Here is a 16,233-nt window from a genome sequence, read left to right as displayed (position 1 = left end):
ACCCTTATATAGAAAGACATTGCTTCGATTGTTCCCAATTGTTTTCGATCTAGAACGAGCTAATCAATTAAGTCTCTTGCCGGATAAGGATTTAGTCGATTTATGCCCCCTGATCGAATTATACCAAGTAACGAAGAGCCATTTTTCTTTAACTCACATTAAAGCTACGGCTGTCTATCAAGAAGTTTTTATCAGTGTTGAGCAGAAAAAAACTGTTAATAACACGGTTTTATTGGTCGGGAGAAATAACTATCTCTACATCGAAAATTTTCGGGATGTGCAGTCAGCTAGTGATTTTAAAACTCGATTTGAGAGTTTTGTGAATAGATATCAAGCTCAGGAAATTATTGCCAAAAGTCCCCTAGATACCTTGTCAGCACTGCTAGAACACCACCATAATTATCCCTATTATCTCTGGGGTATGTTATGCTTATTGTCAGGTCTGTTATTACTTTATGATGTCAGCTATTGGGAGAGTTATGTCTTTAATCAGGGTACCGCTACCCTAACCCGTAGGCGACAACATTTAACTTTTAGAAGTGAAAGTGATTATCTTCTAGAGAGAATTGTTGAGGCAAAAGTAGAAGAGTACAAAGGCTTTTTGGGGTCTAATTACCGACGGATTATTTTAACCTTATCCAACGGGGAAAAAATTATCCTCAATTGCCGGTTACTGGAATCTATCAGTAACGGAAAAAGGGAAGAAAAAATCCTAGCAATGATTGTCGAAAAGTTAAACTTAAGTCAAGAGGAACTGTTAATCTAAGTAAATGCGCTCTAGTTATTTAAAGTCTCTTTTTTTCGGTTTCCTATTAGTGACCGTGTTAGTTTATATATTGCGCGGCATGGGAATATTATCTTTTTTACCCGGAGGATTAATTTTGTTATTAATTCTCTCTTCCGTGGTGACGGGAATTATCTACGGAATCGATAAAACCCGCCGTTTTTAGGAAAATATTGGCTCTTCCTTCCAGACAGAAACGAGAAGGCTGCATCTCATTTTTGTAAATCTACTAAGTTGGGATTTTTAAGGGGAAACTCTCGGCTAAAGTCGGGCGTTACTTTCGATTTTATCACTCAATCCAAGCTTTTGGGGGGTTCTACCCCCCAAACCCCCCGTTGGGGACGCAAGCGCCGTCCCCAAACCCCTCGCGCATTAGTTTTTCGGTGGGATGCTTACACCCAGCTGCTGATATATCTGTAATAATTTAAAAGTCACTCGACCGAATCTAAGACCTAATTGGTTAAGCTAAAAGCTTTGATGTGCCTAGTTTCTAACCTTCTTTTTAGGTAGGAGAATTGTCAGATTCTGTCTTTTGCCTCTTGCCTTCAGAAGCTGATAATTGCTGATTGTCGGTATTTCTGCAAATATGAGATACACTCAACGAGAAGAATCCAACGGTTCTAACGTCAATGTCAAGATTGCGGTAGTTAGTTTCTGAGCAATCCCACTGAGAAAAATATCAGCTGCATCTCCTATTTTTGCTATGAGATGCAGCCGTTGCCAAAGGCTAACACCTAGGCTACTTAACCGGGGACTAAAGAAGATTTGAACGCAAAAATTTTCTCGATTACCTCTTCTACCACCTTATCAGGAGTGGAAGCGCCAGAAGTCACTCCGACGACAATTTTTCCCTCATTTAACCAGTTATCAGTGATAATTAAATCGTCCCCTAAAGGTTTATGTTCGATGCGATTACCGGGGAGAATGCGCTCGGCACTATCGATATGATAGGAGGGAATGGCACGCTCGATCGCTATTTCCTGTAGGTGAGTGGTATTAGAGGAATTATAACCGCCAATTACCACCATTAAAGAAAGCGGTTCTTTCACCAGTTCAAACATGGCATCTTGACGCTCTTGAGTGGCATCACAGATGGTATTAAAACTCATGAAATGATCTTTAAAATCGATCGGTCCGTACTTTCTCAACATAGTATGCTCGAAGAGTTTGCCAATTTCTTCCGTTTCACTTTTCAGCATCGTGGTTTGATTGGCAATACCGATATAATCTAGATCGCGATCGGGATCGAAACCCTGGGAATGGGCATTTTTAAACTTCTCTAAGAACTCATTTTTATCGCCACCGTGGAGAATATAATTAGCGACATAATTAGCTTGATCCAAATTTAAAACGATCAGATAAGTGCCAGCAAAAGAGCTAGTGGCGATCGTTTCTTCGTGATTATATTTCCCGTGAATAATCGAAGTGTGGTCGCTTTTTTTGTGTTTTTCTACGGAATTCCACACCTTAGAAACCCAGGGACAAGTGGTGTCCACAATCATGCAACCCTTATCGTTAAGTATTTGCATTTCCGAGACACTGGCCCCAAAAGCAGGTAAAATCACCACATCCCCCGATTCCACCACACTAAAGTCTTTTTGGCCATTTTCCACCGGAATAAAACTCACGGCCATGGAGCGCAGACGCTGATTAACCGAGGGATTGTGAATAATTTCGTTAGTAATCCAGAGACGTTCCTGGGGAAAATGTTGACGAGTTTCGTAGGCCATGGCGACAGCGCGTTCTACCCCCCAACAAAAACCAAAAGCTTGAGCGAGATAGATCGTCACGTCCCCCCGTTGTAAACGATAATTATTTTCACGAATTTCTTGGATCAGGTCGCTTTGATACTCATTGGTCATCGCATCCATTACTTCCTCTTTGTGACCGAATCCCTTGCGGTTATAGTTATCCGATTGCTGTAGGGTGCGTTTAAAGGATTTTGTATCCATGATTCTCTGATAGGGGTATTGGTGGCGCTAAATTGGGCGAGACAGTAGCTTGCCATATATTAAAAATACCTTATCTAGTCAGCGCAGGAGGCTTTTAGAGACTAGAGAGAAATTCCTCGTCGATATCGTAACCAAACTGTTGAGCGAAAAATTTTAAGCGAGATAAAGCAGGAATTTGCTGACTTTTCAGCCAATCAGACAAAATAAAGAGTTTTTGCATCACAAAAATCTCTAAAGCTTCGGGGTTATATTGAATTCCTTCCCCGCGATGGAATTGATGGGGGACCAACATAGCAGCATAACGGGCGATTTCTCCCTGTTTTGGGTCAAGAATAAAGATTAACCAGGGATAAACCGCATCTAAACGCAGAAACCACAGCCTAACTTCCGCTATCTCCGATAATTCCCGCATATCACCCTCCGCGCGAGGATAATCTATCTCTAATTGTAGAGCTTGTTCCAGTTCGGCGATCGCTGATCGAGACCGATAATCTTGAATAATAGTCTCTAAAGATGATAGATCCAGATTTTGAATCTGATTGGGGTTAAGAGCGATTTTGACAGTCATAGGGGCAAATAAAAGGTTATATCGGGCGAAATTACGGTTTTTTATCCCCAGATCGGCAATGATCTATCTCAGAAAATACTCTCGATCGGGACAAAAAAACTAAGTTTGACTATTCTCTCACTCCGGAGCGAGAGAGGGAAACTGGACTAAAATCGCCAAGGTTGGATTTCTCCCACAATTTAACCTCCCTTGCAAACCGGGTTTTTTAGATTGATAACTATTAGGGTGATATTGTCCTCGTTTGCTCATCAGTTCCCCATGGGTTCTTACTTCGCTAATTTTACCGTTTTCGAGAACAACAATGCGATCTGCCAGTGGACAAAGAGCTAATCGATGACTAATGACTATTGATAGATTTCCTATTCTCCACTGGCAGCAAGGGAGCCAGTCTTTCACTCAAAAATGAGCCATGCTAAGGATAATTATTCTAGAGGATTTAACCCTTTTTTCCTTAAATTAATTAAGTTCAATCCATCGGGATTATCAAAGAGAGTGATATCGGGGAAATTAGCTACTTTATCAATTACTTTACCCTAGAGAAATCCTCGAACTCGATCGCACAAAGAGGCAAAGAGTAAACCGGTAATCGTGCTGAGGGAATCGGTCAACAAGCTAAGGAAAATTAATCCGCTTACACTTGCGACTACCTTTAAAACAAACAACGGTTGAGTCTTGTCTGACGAACAATACACATTATTACAGTCCCCGCCACTCGAACCAGGGATAAAGGTACAATAGAACTGTAGAGATCTGGAGGGTTGCTATGTTTACACACAACTTAGATGACAAAAAACTGTCCCTCGATCTAGAAGGGAAAACACCGCAAAAACTCACCTATCGTTCACCAAAAATCTACCACCTTGATCGCCCTAGCAATTTATCAACAGAAAGGAATTCAAGGACTGCGGGATTTAGAAGGAAAATTTGCCCTCGTTATTTTTGATGGAAGTCCTGCGGCAACATTCCCTAGGCATTGGTGGTGTCGAAAGTGGCAGTCGCATCAGCAGTTCCCTAGCTGTGATCCCATGGTTGCCACCAAGCAACTGAAGTATGACTAGAATATCATCCCGGATCGGCAAGGGGAACTGGACTAAAATCGCCAAGGTTGGATTTCTCCTACAATTTAACCTCCCCTGCACACCGGGGGTTTTTTAGTCAGCAAAATCGGTAACTAGGGACACGAATAAACCAGTCAATTTATGGGAAAATAAGCTCATCTTCTCCGCTTTTATCCCATGCAAGCCGACTTTTTTACTAATATCCTCTTACCCGTTGGCCTAGGCGTTTTAATGTTAGGCATGGGATTGGGATTAATTCGGCTCTTCGTTATTTAATTGATTAGTTCGCTCTAGATCGAAAACAATTGACAAAAATCGCCAAATGCCTTTCTCTATAAGAGTTTCATTCCTTATAATCCTGTACGTTGCATAAGACAAACCGAAGAACCATTAATTCTCGCCGATTTTCAGCGTATCACCCGTTATCCCAAAGCAGTCCTGATCGGTTTAGTCAATCAAATTATTATTCTACCGATCGTCGGCTTTATTATTGTTTCTCTTTTGCCTCTCCGGCCAGAAATTGCCGTCGGTTTAATGATTGTCGCCATTTGCCCCAGCGGCCCTTCCTCCAATGTTTTAACCTATTTAGCTAAGGGAGATGTGGCCCTTTCTGTTACTTTAACCGCTTTTAGCAGCATCATCACCATTTTCACAATACCTTTTTTAGCTAGTTTCATTCTCCAGCATTTTATGGGTGAAAGTGCCGCCATCTCCCTACCCATTGGTTCCACTATGGCGCAGATATTTTTGATTATAGTTTTACCCCTGGTTATGGGTATGACTATCCGCCATTACTTTCCTTTACTGGCGAAAAGTCTGGAACCGATAACTAATCGTTTGGCCGTAATTTTTCTAGCGGTTATTATCTTCTTATTAATCCTGAGAGAATGGGAACGTTTACCTTTATTTATCGCTCAAACTGGCCTGGCAGTGATCATTTTAAATACGATTGCTTCCCTAATTGGTTTTTTCAGTGGTCGTTTATTTCAATTAACTATTCCCCAAAGAATTTGTATCGCGATTGAAGTGGGTATTCAAAGCGGCACTTTAGCTATTGGCATCACTGCCGGTTTATTAAAGAATCCCGATCTAGCCATTCCCGCAATTGTCTATAGTTTATGGATGTATGTCAGTGCTTTTATAGCTGTTTATTATGGTCGCAAAAAAGCAGCTTTGGCAAAATAGCTAAATCTGGTGATAGGATCTAGCTAAAAACTGATAACTGATTATGTTAATTGGTAAATATTTAACCCTAGAAGAATTATCTACCTGTTCCCAAACCTATCAAAAGTACGCAGCGCAAATCGATCCCTACCCAAAAAATCCCGCAACGATAACCGCTTGGCAAAATCTCGCTCACTTTATTATCGATCCAATTATTGATAACTTTGGTCGAGAAAGATTCCAATTAACCTATGGATTTTGTTCCAATGATCTGAGAAAATTTCTCCAAAAAAAAGACCCGATCACCGGCTTAAAAAACGGTAGAATCGATCCCAGTCGTGATCAACATTGCGCCCACGAAATTAATCAAAAAGGTCAATATTATTGTCAGCGATTGGGGGCAGCCTGTGATTTTCGGATTATCGATTTAACTAGCGATCGCCTGATAGATTGGATTTTAACCCAAAAATTACCCTTTGATTCTCTCTATTTTTACGGAATTAATCGCCCGATTCATATCAGCTACGGACCCCAACATAAACGAGATCTATGGACTTTTACCACTAAAGGAACACCGACTAAAAAAGGTTTACAATCATGGTTAGAAGCCGCTAAATCTATCGATTCTGAAGCTAAAAAATCCCCCAAAATAGGGGGATAACCAAGACCTAAAACCCTCTTCTTTTAGATTTCTGGTTCCAGATCGTCCTCATCGTCCTCGTCGGCCGGTTCCGTGGGGAAAGGAACCGAACCCATGTCTAATTTATCCCGCAATAACTTCTCAATTTCCGCCGCTACTTCTGGCTTTTCTTCGAGATATTTAACGGCATTATCGCGACCCTGGGCAATATTTTCGCCATTATAGCTATACCATGCCCCTTTACGAGTAACTACGTTAGTTTGTTCGGCGATATCGAGCATACAACCCACTTGGGAAATGCCTTTACCGAAGATAATATCAAATTCAGCAATCCGGAAAGGAGGCGCGACTTTATTTTTAGCTACCTTAACTTTAGCCCGAATTCCGTATTCCCCTTCCGTGCCTTTTTTCAAAGTTTGAATGCGACGGATATCTAAACGTACCGAGGCATAAAATTTTAAGGCCGTTCCTCCGGTGGTCACTTCAGGATTGCCGTAGGTGACACCGATTTTTTGCCGCAGTTGGTTGAGGAAAATCACCACACAACCCGATTTACCAATATTACCGGCAATTTTTCGCAGGGCTTTACTCATCAAACGGGCCTGCAAACCCACCTGATTATCCCCCATTTCCCCCTCAATTTCCGCCCGCGGCACTAAAGCGGCCACCGAGTCGATGACAACGATATCCACGGCCGAAGAACGCACTAACTGGTCAACTATTTCTAAGGCAGCCTCCCCCGTATCCGGTTGTGCCACCAGTAAATTATTGATATCTACCCCTAAATCTTCCGAATAGGTGGGATCTAAAGCGTGTTCCGCATCGACAAAGGCCGCCACTCCCCCAGCTTTCTGCACTTCTGCGATCGCATGGAGGGCTAAGGTGGTTTTTCCAGAACTTTCTGGCCCGTAAATTTCGACGATACGGCCTTTCGGTAAACCGCCACCCAAAGCCATATCTAGGGTTAAAGCACCACTAGGCACGGTTTCCACCCGCATCCGGGTGGCGTCTCCCAAACGCATAATCGAACCTTTGCCAAAGTTGCGCTCGATTTGAGTTAAGACTAAACCCAAGGCTTTATCTCGATCGGAATTATTTGTCATTGTCGCCATTAATTTTCTCCCCAGTTTTCTTAAGTAGTACAGCAGTATGCAAAGATTGTAGCCTGTTTTAATCTTGATCACCAAAAAGTTAGAGACTTTTTCCAGAATGGTGATCAAAAATCAAAAGTTTTGATTTTTACAGCCAAGGCCGGCTCATCTGTTCTAATTGCGTCACCTCTTGCGCTTCTAAACTCCATCCTAAGGCCCCGGCATTTTCCCTCGCTTGGGCCGCAGTTTTTGCCCCCGGAATGGGAATTACATCCCCTTGGGCGATTAACCAATTGAGGGCGACTTGTGCGGGGGTTTTTTGGTATTTTGCGCCCAATTCTTGCATTACCCTTAAAATTGGGGCTATTTTCTCCAAACCTTCTTTTTTGAACCGCGAGTCAACTTTTCTGGCTCCATCGGGCAAATTCTGGCTTTCTGGGCTATATTTACCCGTCAGTAGTCCTTGAGCGAGGGGGCTGTAGGCGAGGATGGTGACACCTAATTCCTTGGCCGTGGCTAAAATTGCCTTAGTTTCTATTTTGCGATACAAAAGCGAATACTGCACCTGATTGACCGCTAAGGGAACCTCTTTTTTCGCCAAAATCTGGCTTGCTTGACGCATTTGCTCGGCGGAATAATTACTTACACCCACTGCACCAATGCGGCCGCGTTTTACTTCTTCCCCTAGGGCATTCATTAGGGTTTCTTGGCTAATTAGGAAGGTGAAGGGCCAATGTACTTGGTAAAGGGCAATTTTATCGGTTTTTAGACGGTTTAAGCTCTCGGTAATGGCATTATGAACCGCATTCGCCCCCAATCGCCACGGTACGGGGGCAAATTTGCTGGCAATATCGATGGGAATATCGGTCTGTTGGGTAAATTTTCCTAAGAGTCGTTCCGATTCCCCCAGTCCATAGACTTCGGCAGTGTCAAAAAAGGTGATTCCTGCTTCTACTGCCGCTTTAAAGGCCTCCTCTACCTGACTAGCTCCGTATTCCTTGCCATAGTTCCAGAATAGTTTATCTCCCCATGCCCAAGTCCCAATTCCCAAGGCACTGACGGCAATTCCTGTTTGTCCGAGATTAGCGGTTTGTCTAGTCATATTCCCTACAAAGAATGACAGCGTTTCTCATTTAAAGTTGAAGTGTAACCTATATTTGGTCTGACTCCCCACTAACCCCCTTTTTTGATTCCGGGAAATTCCCACCCATAATTAATGGGAAAGGACTTGACTTTGCCGACGACTTGCGCTATGCTTCTCTTATAATGGGAATCTGTGCAAAAATTTTTTAGACGCAAAGATTCCCATTATGAATAAAATCTTTTAAAAATATTATCGCAAAATCTCCCGATAAAAGCAAGCAAAATTTTGCCGATAATTGTTAAGTTTTGTATCTGGTTCCCCGGTTCTACCTGATAACTGTTCACCGAACACAGCAAAATCTCCCCAACACCTGGCCCCCACTAACCTCCTTTTTTGATTCCGGGAAATTCCCACCCATAAGTAATGGGAAAGGACTTGACTTTGCCGGCGACTTGCGCTATGCTTCTCTTATAATGGGAATCTGTGCAATTTTTTTTTAGACGCAAAGATTTTCATTATGAATAAAATCTTTTAAAAATATTATCGCAAAATCTGCCGACAAAAGCAAGCAAAATTTTGCCGATAATTGTTAAGTTTTGTTAACCAAGAAATACAGAGATCAGCAAGGTAAAAAAATCGAAGTCTCTTGCTGATCCTGTTTGTCGCTTAACCTTATGATTAGGTTAGGCGAATTTTGCGCTTTGACTAATTGTTAGTGCTAACTTCCGTGGTTTCAACAATTGCCGTCGGTTGGCAGGGAGTGGGTTGAAATTTCTCTGGAAAAGAGAAGCCTAAAAATGATGCGATCGCAAATATGGTGCTGATAATTTTGGCAAGACTAACAACGTCTTCTCTGTACTTTAACCAATATTTATACATAATCATCAATCCTTTTACTTAGGAGGTGAACTATCTTTAGATTAAAAAAATTCTGATTATTTGTCGTTACTCAAAAGTCATGAAAATGGTACTTTTTTTAGGTACTCTCAAGTAACCTGACAGGGTACTGAAAAGTAATCTTAAGTCCTGCAACCCTTAAACAATGATGATAAATGAACTAAAAATGACTGAAACTAAAACCATTTCATGGACTGAATTAGAAATGCTGGTTAATGATCTGAAAAAAAAGCATACAAAAAAGCGATTAACGGACGTGGAGACAAAAATATTAAAAGGTATTTTTGAGAATAAAACATATCGTGATCTAGCAAAAGAAATTGAAATTAGGACAGAAGAACAGTCAATCAAGAATGCGGCTTCTAGTTTATTTAAAATATTGTCAGAGCAAACAGGTGAAAAGATTGGAAAGACTAATCTGATTACTGCTTTGGCAAGGTATAGAGATAATTCTCAGATATTTGATCATAACAATAAACCGCAACCTCAGCAATCAAATAAAGTTCTTGAATTAGTTATGGAGGTAGGGATAGACGACCTGACACCAGAGAAAATTGATAAAATTATCAGCTTTCTTCAAGAAACTGCCAGAGACAACACGATCAAGCCTATTATGAAACTTAAAGGCAGTATTCGGCTATTTTTAGAAGGTTCAGAAGAGGGCTTAAAGCACCTAGCAGATTTACATCAATCGGGGGAATTGCAAGCCCTTCTCAATGAACTTAAATCAGACGATATACCCGAAATTATCGTCAAAAAAGCAGAGTTCACTACAGATGCAAAAGTTATTGAAAAAGCCGAATTAATTAAGGCAATTCGAGAGGGAACAATCGATAAGAAAACTCTATATAAAGTTGATTTGAGTGGGGCTATTCTGAGTGGGGCTATTCTAAGTGGGGCTGACCTGAGTGGGGCTAACCTGAGAAGGGCTAACCTGAGTTGGGCTTTCCTGAGTTGGGCTGACCTGATTGAGGCTGACCTGAGTTGGGCTTTCTTGAGAAGGGCTGACCTGATTGAGGCTGACCTGAGTGGGGCTAAACTGAGCGGGGCTAACCTGAATAAGGCTAACCTGAGTAAGGCTAACCTGAGTTGGGCTAAACTGAGTAAGGCTAAACTGAGCGGGGCTAACCTGAGAAGGGCTAACCTGAGTAAGGCTAACCTGAGTTGGGCTTTCATGAGTGGGGCTAACCTGATTGGTGCTATCCTGAGTAAGGCTAACCTGAGAGGGGCTATTCTGTGGGGGGCTAACCTGAGTGGGGCTAACCTGAGTGGGGCTAACCTGAGTGGGGCTAACCTGAGTAAGGCTGACCTGAGTAAGGCTGACCTGAGTGGGGCTAACCTGAGTGGGGCGAAAGTTGAAAACGCTATCTTCATCGATGCAACGGGGATCACCCCCGAACAAAAACAGGATTTGATTCGACGAGGGGCAATTTTTGGGGATACTTCTAACGATCGCAGTAAAGTATTAGTTTAAAACAGCCTTTGATCTCCACCTTCAGCAGAGATTTAGGTGGGGTTGGCTGAATAAATGTGAAATATAGACGAGATAAGGGGTTTGGCGGCCTGTTTGACCAAGCAGCTGCAAGATTTTCAAGCTGGTGGCTCAAAAACCTTGTATCTTAACCGGCGATCGCCCCTACTTTTTCAGCCAACCCATAATTAATGGGAAAGGACTTGACTTTGCCGGCGACTTGCGCTATGCTTTTCTTATAATGGGAATCTGTGCAAAAATTTTTCAGGTGCAAAGATTCCCATTATGAATAAAATCTTTTAAAAATATTATCCCAAAATCTCCCGACAAAAGCAAGCGAAATTTTGCCGATAATTGTTAAGTTTTGTTAACAAAGAAATACAGAGATCAGCAAGGTAAAAAAATCGAAATCTCTTGCTGATCTTGTTTGTCGCCTAACCTATGATTAGGTTAGGCGAATTTGGCGCTTTTCTCGGATTAAGATTAACCCACCGCAAACCCTGTATATTCTCTGACTAGGGGTTCATGAAAGGCTAAAACAATATCTTCTTTAGGAACACCTAAATTAACTAATTCATTGGCAATTCCCACCTCAGTGCCATCATGTTGTATCCAGATTTTACCCTTTTTAATATCGAGATGCAAAACACAACCATGATATCTTCGTCTATTTTTCCAGCCAACATACATCAATTGATAGTGATCGCCAACAGTATCAAAAATCAATTGTTGTTCAATCGGATCTTTAGATGAACCTATCTGAGAATATTCAGTAATGACTTGCTTGACATAGTGACGATATTGTGCTAATTTTTCCATTCGACAATTACCTCCCCAATCGGATCATAAATAATCAGGTAAATTTGAAATCTTTTAACGACAGTTTGAATAAATCGCAATTCAAAAAAACTATAATAAATATCTAAGGGAACAGCTAAATATAACTGTCTTTTAGGTTCTTTTTCTTCTAAAGCAACACGATAATTAAAGAATTGTCCAATGGCAGTATGAAATTCTGAAATGCTGGATTTACCGATAAAACTTTTAATTTCAACGGCTATCTTTTCATTGTCTTTTTCTGCGGCTATCAGTTGCTCTGCTCCTAAATCGACATACATTTCTACATCACCCACTTCAATCCTTAAAGGGTCATCTGTAATGATCCAACCCTCTTTTTCTAATCCTTTTCTCACTGCACCATGAAAACGATCTTTAGCAGACATGAATCTTGAAGTTAGCAGGCATAATAATTGTTAATTATAACATTTAGTCATGACGAGCGACAGGGTGAGAGCATCTCAAACCCTATTGACAATTGGCCAATTTTGTGATCCGCGTGGGCATTTCAAGTGATACCAGTCAATCAAAATAGTTACGAAATCGACCCATTTGAACGAGTAATTGGCTCTTCTCGACATTTGTGTGATAATTTTTGCTTATGGAGTCGTGAAATGCTTATCGGGCAAAACTTTAAGGGCTATTTTGACGTTCGGACGTTCGGCGAAGACTTCGACGGTGATCTCAGCCGAACCGCCGAACGGTCTTCACCCCGACATTTGTGATAAAATCGGCCTTGTCTTTCTTCTGCCAGCGCGACGCCGAGCGGCGGTATGTTGAGCTTATTTCCCCTTTTACTTTTTACTTGGTATAAATCGTGCAGGTTTTCATTTATCATACTCCCGAACTTACCCCCGTCCATACTCTACCCGATTGCGCCGTCGTTATCGATGTTTTAAGAGCGACAACCACGATCGCCACTGCCCTCAATGCCGGTGCGGAAGCAGTGCAAACCTTTAGCGATCTGAAAACCCTGATGCAGGTGAGTGATACCTGGCAACCGGAAAAACGTCTCCGAGCAGGAGAAAGAGGTGGCGCGAAAGTAGAAGGCTGCGATCTGGGCAATTCTCCCCTCGATTGTACCCCTGATTTAATGAAAGGTCGTCGTCTGTTTATCAGTACCACTAACGGCACTCGCGCTCTGCAAAGAGTGGAAGAATCCCCAATCGTGATCACTGCGGCCATGATCAATCGGCAAGCTGCGGTTAATTACTTATTGGATAGGCAGCCCGATACCGTCTGGATTGTTGGCTCTGGTTGGGAAGGGGGTTATTCTCTGGAAGATACGGCCTGTGCTGGAGCGATCGCCGATGCGCTACAAGAACAATCGGGGCAAATGGCGATCGGGAATGATGAGGTGATCGCCGCGATCGCTCTTTATCGTCAATGGCAAAATGATCTTTTAGGAATGTTCCACAGTTGTAGTCACGGTCAGCGGCTCTTGCGTCTCCACTGTCAAGAAGATTTAAAATACTGCGCTAATATTGACTCTCTTGATGTTTTACCGATCCAAAAAGAACCGAGCATTTTAGTCAAACTTTAGACATTGCCACCCACAGAAAGGGTCATCCGTGCCGGTAGGAGTATCGATCCTAGCCGGATTCCTTTATTTAGGGTCTGCTGAATAAATCTAAAAACCTTGTTGGATAAAACTTTTAGACCTTTTTGAAATCCAAAAGTGCCTCGTCTGGGAGTGATCAGGGGGAAAATTCAGGTACTTTTTCCCTGAAAATTAGGTAATTGAGCAGATGAAAATCGGTAAAACCCCACACCCCACACCCCACACCCCACACCCTACCCCCACCAATAAACTTTTTGCCGCAAACCCTATTTATAGTTTGCCAACCATGACTATCGATTCTTTACTGCAACCTTTTCAGCGTTTTGGTGTCAATCTCGGTTTAGAAAGAATAAAAAATCTGCTGGAGATTTTAGGCAATCCCCAAGATAAAATTCCGATTATTCATGTCACGGGAACTAATGGCAAAGGTTCGGTTTGTGCCTATCTATCCTCTATTCTCAGTACCGCCGGTTACAAAGTCGGACGTTATATTTCTCCCCATTTAATTGCTTGGACAGAAAGAATCTCTATTAATGGCGAAAATATTGAAACCGCCACTTTAGAAAACCTGCTTAAATATATACAATCGCTTATCGATCCCCAGCAGGAAAGTCCTACTCAATTTGAGGTAATTACTGCCGCTGCTTGGCTGTATTTTGCCCAGGAAAAGGTGGATATTGCCGTGATGGAAGTGGGTTTAGGAGGAAGATTAGATGCGACTAATGTTTGCGCTCAACCTTTGGTTACTGTCATCACTTCTATTAGTCGGGAACATTGGCAAAATTTAGGGCCGACGGTTGCCGATATTGCCGGGGAGAAAGCGGGGATATTAAAAGCGAATTGTCCCGCAGTTATCGGACAATTACCAGAATCAGCGCAGGGGGTAGTTAGGGAGAGAATCAAGCTGTTAAATTGTCCGACGGTATGGGTAGAAGCTGCCGAAAAAATTGCCGATAATCGGGCTAAATATCAAGGTTTAGAATACCCTTTATCCTTAGCAGGAGATTTTCAATTAACTAATTCGGCTATAGCGATCGCTGTTGTTAATATTTTGCGTCAGCAAGGTTGGCAAATTAGCGATGAAGTCGTGCAAGAAGGAATGGCAAAAACTCGCTGGTTAGGACGTTTACAAACCGTTAATTGGTGTCAGCGAGAAATTTTAATAGATGGCGCTCATAATCCTGCTGCTGCCATTGGTTTAAGGCAGTATGTAGATAGTTTAAAGGCTCCAAAAATTATCTGGGTGATGGGAATTTTATCGACTAAAGATCATCGAGAAATATTCCAAGCTTTATTAAGAAAAGGCGATAGTTTATATTTAGTTCCTGTCCCGGATCATAGCAGTGCCAATCCTGAAACCTTAGCGGAATTAGCGGCTTCAATTTGTCCAGAATTATCTCACCTAGAGACTTGTTCCGATGTATTTTTAGGACTAAAAAAAGCCATCCAAGAATCTGTCGATAGTCGGATAATTCTCTGTGGATCGCTTTATCTAGTCGGTTACTTTTTAGGGAGTTTGTTTCAGGGAAAATAAAACATCAATTTTACTGGTGGTTTTATCAGGCATAGTGGCAGTAATTCCGATCCCGCGTACCGATTCTAAAAAGGCCTTTGCTTCTGGGGTTAATTCCGTGGCTGGAAGATTATTAATTCCCCCTGCTTTAGCAATAATTTGCTCCACATCGATGAAGAAATAACCGAGATTATTTTTAGGCAAATTTGCGATCGATGCTTGGAAATTCTCACTTTTGCTAATCGGTTGATTCGGTTGGGGTTGATAGGGAATTCCGACGGTCATTTTTAGGGTATCATTATTAGACCAAGCATAGGTTAAAATAGCTTGTTCTTCCGCTTTCCATTCAGTCACATCTTGGCCAGAAATTTGACTGTTTTTTATGGTGATAAAGGGAACAGTTTTCACCAATTCATTTAACTTATCGAGGGTAGTTTTTGCCGCTTTCTGATCGCCGGTTTGCCAGATCATCATTCCCCCAAAACCTAACCCTCCCACTGCTTGCTGGTTGGGGATAATTCCAAAGGCAAATTCTCGATCCATCCAGTTGAAAACTTCTTTATCCGCGTCAAGGGTTGCCATCTGAAAATTCTCACGGATCTGACGCAGAAAAACTTGTAATTCTGGGTTAGTTTGGGACTGTTTTTCTGCTTCTTCCCATCCCTGTTTAAGATTATTACCACTCCAAAGTGCGATGGTATCTCCGGGTAAATAATTTAAAACTTGATTTCTGCTAGGGGAAGGTAGGGTAGAAATAGTTTCAGGGGCAAGTTTAGCCACCATTTGTAACTGTAATCCCGTATCGGTGACACCCACTCCCGCGACAATATCTTGAATTTTTGCTAATTCTTGCCGACTTTGGGGAGATAAATTAGCATCTGGTCCCAAGATTGCGGCATAATCATCGATATAAATTGTCGCTAGGGTATTGGGGAGGTTGAGGGATTGGGAAAGCAGTTTTCTCACTTCCGGTTTACTGCTAAAAGATGGCTGTCCTCGGTAGGTATCGATCGCCGCTTCTAACACCTTTTTATCGTAGGATATCAACAAAAAATCGCCCGTAACAGCAGTATAAATGGTGGTGTTATCCTGCCAATCTATAGCAGTAATTTTAACACCTTTGTAGTCACTGGTGCTAGTTTTGCGATTAACTTGTTGTCCTAGTTTTTTCTGGAATTCCGATGCTTTAATTTTATCTTTGATACCGATAACCGTTAATAATTTCGATTGTCCGGGGGTAGTTGCGGGAAGGAAAGCAAAGCTAATACTACCGATCCAAGGTTCGATATCCCGTTGATAATCAATCTTATCGGTGAAGATATTTTTTTGTAATTCTTCTAGTCCCTGACTAACCGCAGTTCGCGATTCTGGTGTACCATATTTAGCTAACACTGACCAAGCTTTTGCATCCGTGGAGACAAAACTACTAGCGAAGGCAGTTTCTGGGATAACTTTTGCCGATTCTAAGGGGGTGAATCTTTGCCAAGGTAGTTGTCCCCGCAGATAAAAATAGACACCTCCTGCGGTTACTGCTGTTAGTCCTAAGACGACTAAACAACCGGGTAAAAATGATTTTTTTGACATAGAATTGTGGTTTGGTTAAGAAGTTCCAT

15 protein-coding genes and 1 pseudogene are annotated in these 16,233 nt (G+C 41.9%); 8 read left to right on the top strand and 8 right to left on the bottom strand.

Translation table 11 applies throughout. The features are described 5' to 3' along the window. Both EWV68_RS08750 and EWV68_RS08745 read left to right on the top strand, forming a co-directional pair. Positions 1–766, top strand: a 766-nt coding sequence (locus EWV68_RS08750) for a hypothetical protein (RefSeq protein WP_287169522.1), incomplete at its 5' end; no start/stop codon positions are given. Between the two features lie 4 nt (positions 767–770). Then, on the top strand, positions 771–950 hold the full coding sequence (locus EWV68_RS08745) for a hypothetical protein (protein ID WP_002800951.1): 180 nt from the start codon (positions 771–773) through the stop codon (positions 948–950). A 577-nt stretch (positions 951–1,527) separates the two neighbouring features. Here the strand turns inward: EWV68_RS08745 and EWV68_RS08740 are convergent. Both EWV68_RS08740 and EWV68_RS08735 read right to left on the bottom strand, forming a co-directional pair. Next, complete coding sequence (locus tag EWV68_RS08740; RefSeq protein WP_287169521.1) at positions 1,528–2,736, bottom strand: 4-hydroxy-3-methylbut-2-enyl diphosphate reductase; 1,209 nt, start codon at positions 2,734–2,736, stop codon at positions 1,528–1,530. A gap of 94 nt (positions 2,737–2,830) precedes the next feature. Further along, on the bottom strand, positions 2,831–3,304 hold the full coding sequence (locus EWV68_RS08735) for a CRR6 family NdhI maturation factor (RefSeq protein ID WP_002795611.1): 474 nt from the start codon (positions 3,302–3,304) through the stop codon (positions 2,831–2,833). A gap of 924 nt (positions 3,305–4,228) precedes the next feature. On the opposite strand from EWV68_RS08735, the gene EWV68_RS08730 reads away from it, so the two are divergent. The 3 genes and pseudogenes from EWV68_RS08730 (at position 4,229) to EWV68_RS08720 (ending at position 6,187) form a co-directional block, all read left to right on the top strand. Next, positions 4,229–4,351 (top strand): hypothetical protein, encoded by a 123-nt coding sequence (locus EWV68_RS08730; protein ID WP_260324532.1) that lies wholly within the window; start codon positions 4,229–4,231, stop codon positions 4,349–4,351. Positions 4,352–4,752: 401 nt separating this feature from the next. Next, positions 4,753–5,547: pseudogene (locus EWV68_RS08725) on the top strand (bile acid:sodium symporter family protein); the annotation flags it as partial. 43 nt (positions 5,548–5,590) lie between these two features. Beyond that, positions 5,591–6,187 (top strand): hypothetical protein, encoded by a 597-nt coding sequence (locus tag EWV68_RS08720; RefSeq protein WP_061431379.1) that lies wholly within the window; start codon positions 5,591–5,593, stop codon positions 6,185–6,187. Between the two features lie 23 nt (positions 6,188–6,210). On the opposite strand, the gene recA is transcribed toward EWV68_RS08720, so the two are convergent. From recA to EWV68_RS08705, 3 genes are all read right to left on the bottom strand, one after another. After that, complete coding sequence (recA, locus tag EWV68_RS08715) at positions 6,211–7,278, bottom strand: recombinase RecA (protein WP_287169519.1); 1,068 nt, start codon at positions 7,276–7,278, stop codon at positions 6,211–6,213. A 127-nt stretch (positions 7,279–7,405) separates the two neighbouring features. Continuing rightward, a complete protein-coding gene (locus EWV68_RS08710) occupies positions 7,406–8,359 on the bottom strand; it encodes an aldo/keto reductase (RefSeq protein WP_287169518.1) in 954 nt (317 codons plus the stop codon). Between the two features lie 687 nt (positions 8,360–9,046). After that, positions 9,047–9,220 carry a hypothetical protein gene (locus tag EWV68_RS08705; protein WP_002748305.1) on the bottom strand — a complete coding sequence of 58 codons (174 nt, stop codon included), beginning with the start codon at positions 9,218–9,220 and terminating at the stop codon, positions 9,047–9,049. Between the two features lie 163 nt (positions 9,221–9,383). Here EWV68_RS08705 and EWV68_RS08700 point away from each other — a divergent pair, with 163 nt between their 5' ends. After that, positions 9,384–10,712, top strand: a complete 1,329-nt coding sequence (locus EWV68_RS08700) for a pentapeptide repeat-containing protein (RefSeq protein ID WP_287169517.1) — start codon at positions 9,384–9,386, stop codon at positions 10,710–10,712. Between the two features lie 480 nt (positions 10,713–11,192). Here EWV68_RS08700 and EWV68_RS08695 read toward each other — a convergent pair whose 3' ends face one another. Together EWV68_RS08695 and EWV68_RS08690 are read right to left on the bottom strand one after the other, a co-directional pair. Then, on the bottom strand, positions 11,193–11,528 hold the full coding sequence (locus tag EWV68_RS08695) for a XisI protein (protein WP_002798710.1): 336 nt from the start codon (positions 11,526–11,528) through the stop codon (positions 11,193–11,195). Continuing rightward, on the bottom strand, positions 11,516–11,932 hold the full coding sequence (locus EWV68_RS08690) for a XisH family protein (RefSeq protein ID WP_002751648.1): 417 nt from the start codon (positions 11,930–11,932) through the stop codon (positions 11,516–11,518). Before EWV68_RS08690 ends, EWV68_RS08695 begins: the two co-directional genes overlap by 13 nt. Before the next feature lie 431 nt (positions 11,933–12,363). Between EWV68_RS08690 and EWV68_RS08685 the strand changes: the two genes are divergently transcribed. Further along, on the top strand, positions 12,364–13,089 hold the full coding sequence (locus EWV68_RS08685; RefSeq protein WP_287169516.1) for a 2-phosphosulfolactate phosphatase family protein: 726 nt from the start codon (positions 12,364–12,366) through the stop codon (positions 13,087–13,089). Positions 13,090–13,393: 304 nt separating this feature from the next. Then, on the top strand, positions 13,394–14,641 hold the full coding sequence (locus EWV68_RS08680) for a bifunctional folylpolyglutamate synthase/dihydrofolate synthase (RefSeq protein WP_287169514.1): 1,248 nt from the start codon (positions 13,394–13,396) through the stop codon (positions 14,639–14,641). On the opposite strand, the gene EWV68_RS08675 is transcribed toward EWV68_RS08680, so the two are convergent. After that, positions 14,615–16,204, bottom strand: a complete 1,590-nt coding sequence (locus EWV68_RS08675) for a DUF3352 domain-containing protein (RefSeq protein ID WP_287169513.1) — start codon at positions 16,202–16,204, stop codon at positions 14,615–14,617. The two genes, EWV68_RS08680 and EWV68_RS08675, sit on opposite strands and share 27 nt — an antisense overlap. Positions 16,205–16,233 lie beyond the last annotated feature (29 nt).

Origin of the sequence: Microcystis sp. M_QC_C_20170808_M9Col, from assembly GCF_007095495.1 — a bacterium.
GTDB lineage: Bacteria > Cyanobacteriota > Cyanobacteriia > Cyanobacteriales > Microcystaceae > Microcystis > Microcystis aeruginosa.
This window is presented reverse-complemented; position numbering and strand designations above follow the sequence as displayed.

Excerpts from the sequence above, each read along its gene's own strand:
- EWV68_RS08690 (WP_002751648.1), bottom strand. The coding sequence starts at position 11,932 with ATGTCTGCTAAAGATCGTTTTCATGGTGCAGTGAGAAAAGGATTAGAA.
- EWV68_RS08705 (WP_002748305.1), bottom strand. The coding sequence starts at position 9,220 with ATGTATAAATATTGGTTAAAGTACAGAGAAGACGTTGTTAGTCTTGCC.
- EWV68_RS08675 (WP_287169513.1), bottom strand. The coding sequence starts at position 16,204 with ATGTCAAAAAAATCATTTTTACCCGGTTGTTTAGTCGTCTTAGGACTA.
- recA (WP_287169519.1), bottom strand. The coding sequence starts at position 7,278 with ATGGCGACAATGACAAATAATTCCGATCGAGATAAAGCCTTGGGTTTA.
- EWV68_RS08710 (WP_287169518.1), bottom strand. The coding sequence starts at position 8,359 with ATGACTAGACAAACCGCTAATCTCGGACAAACAGGAATTGCCGTCAGT.
- EWV68_RS08680 (WP_287169514.1), top strand. The coding sequence starts at position 13,394 with ATGACTATCGATTCTTTACTGCAACCTTTTCAGCGTTTTGGTGTCAAT.
- EWV68_RS08745 (WP_002800951.1), top strand. The coding sequence starts at position 771 with ATGCGCTCTAGTTATTTAAAGTCTCTTTTTTTCGGTTTCCTATTAGTG.
- EWV68_RS08695 (WP_002798710.1), bottom strand. The coding sequence starts at position 11,528 with ATGGAAAAATTAGCACAATATCGTCACTATGTCAAGCAAGTCATTACT.
- EWV68_RS08740 (WP_287169521.1), bottom strand. The coding sequence starts at position 2,736 with ATGGATACAAAATCCTTTAAACGCACCCTACAGCAATCGGATAACTAT.
- EWV68_RS08720 (WP_061431379.1), top strand. The coding sequence starts at position 5,591 with ATGTTAATTGGTAAATATTTAACCCTAGAAGAATTATCTACCTGTTCC.
- EWV68_RS08735 (WP_002795611.1), bottom strand. The coding sequence starts at position 3,304 with ATGACTGTCAAAATCGCTCTTAACCCCAATCAGATTCAAAATCTGGAT.
- EWV68_RS08700 (WP_287169517.1), top strand. The coding sequence starts at position 9,384 with ATGATGATAAATGAACTAAAAATGACTGAAACTAAAACCATTTCATGG.